Origin of the sequence: Myxosarcina sp. GI1, assembly GCF_000756305.1 — a bacterium.
Taxonomy (GTDB): Bacteria; Cyanobacteriota; Cyanobacteriia; order Cyanobacteriales; family Xenococcaceae; genus Myxosarcina.
In genome coordinates this window covers 1-1,595 of the sequence record NZ_JRFE01000040.1, presented here as the reverse complement: position 1 = coordinate 1,595, position 1,595 = coordinate 1, and the positions used below count along the sequence as shown (strand labels likewise).

The 1,595-nt window shown below is 40.2% G+C and carries 2 protein-coding genes; both read left to right on the top strand.

What is annotated here, in order from left to right:
* Positions 1-1,267, top strand: a 1,267-nt coding sequence (locus KV40_RS35845; protein WP_371260833.1) for a calcium-binding protein, incomplete at its 5' end; no start/stop codon positions are given.
* Positions 1,268-1,392: 125 nt separating this feature from the next.
* Entirely contained in the window at positions 1,393-1,563 is a 171-nt protein-coding gene (locus KV40_RS35275; RefSeq protein ID WP_156114178.1) for a hypothetical protein, read from the top strand.
* Positions 1,564-1,595 lie beyond the last annotated feature (32 nt).

Genomic DNA, 1,595 nt, shown 5'->3' with positions numbered 1-1,595 from the left:
AGGAGAAAGCTATGTTGTCTTTGGTAATACCGCACCACAACTCGATCTCAACAGTGAAGCGACGGGTACCAATTTTACTACTACTTTTACCAATAGCCCTGTCTTCCTGGTCGATCGCCAAAACCTTATTATTTCTGACTCTAACTCAAATACTCTCTCTCAAGCTACCGTCGTTCTTACTAACCTCCTCGATGATAATAATGAAATTCTAGCTGCCGACACTACTGGTACTAAAATTACAGGTAATTATAATGCTGCAACTGGTACGCTCTCTCTAACTGGAGAAGATAGTATTGCTAACTATCGTCAAGTTTTAAAAACTTTGACCTATAACAATACTGCTGAAACTCTAGATACGCGCAATCGCACTATAGAATTTACTGTCGATGATGGTGCGGTTTTTAACAATACCAGTACTGTTGCCACGACTACAATTAATTTCACCAATACTTTTTCTGCTTCTGGCGGACAAAAGAGATTTACAGTAAATGCTGGCGATGGCGAAGTAATCATAAGCGTTTTTGGCGGCGTGGGTACTGGGATCAATCCACCATCTAAAGTTATTAACGAAGTCGATACCCTTCAGTTTATTGGTAAGCAATTGACTGCGGATAATTTGATTCTTACTCAGAATGATAAGGATTTAGAACTTACTTTTAAAGGAGTAGCAGACACCAAAGTTATTTTGTCAGACTTTAACTTAGAACAGCTAGACAACCTACCATCAGGTATCGGTAACATTTTGTTTGACGGACAACCAGAGATTACTGATAGCTTTGATGTTTTGGATGCCGAGCAAATTCGTTCTCGCGTGTTTAATTTTAATACGGCGACATTTTTAAACGACCTGGATAATATCCTACAAGGATTTAATAAATCCAACGATGTGATTAACGCTCAAAAAGGTAATGATGTGTTACTGGGACGTTCTGGAGATGACGTGCTGCGCGGTAATAGTGGCGATGACTTACTACTCGATGGTGGCAGTGGTAGCGATCGCTTAGACGGTGGTAAAGGCAATGATGGTTTATTTGGTGGTATTGGTGCTGATGAATTCGTGCTGAAAAAAGGTGCGGGAACCGATACGATTTTTGATTTTCAAGTTGGTATTGACTCGCTGATACTGGCAGGAGGTTTAGACTTCAATAAATTGACAATTGGAACTAATGAAAATGGAACGAAGATTAGTTTGAGTGAGACTAAAGAAGTTTTAGCGACTTTAATTGGGGTTGATGCTAGTAATTTGACTATGTCCAATTTTACCTAGTTAAGTACATATTAAACCCCAAAAAGAGTCAGGACTTACGCGTTTAAAAAACCCAACTTCAGCGTAGCAAGTTGGGATAGTTCATTGTTGACTATACTGCCGAAGCGAGTGAAAAACGCTTGGGAATGGTTTCTTTTTGGGTCAATGGGATTACAGGGATTACAGGGGTCACGGGGGTTGACCTTGGTGATGCTTTATTGTGGAAGGTCGATCGCGTCGCGTCTCCCTCAACTGAAGAACAGACGGCTACGGCTCTTCTGAAGCTAAAACTAGATATTTGTAACATAGCTTGTTAAAAGACGAAAAGAATTATGAGAGCGTCAAAGTT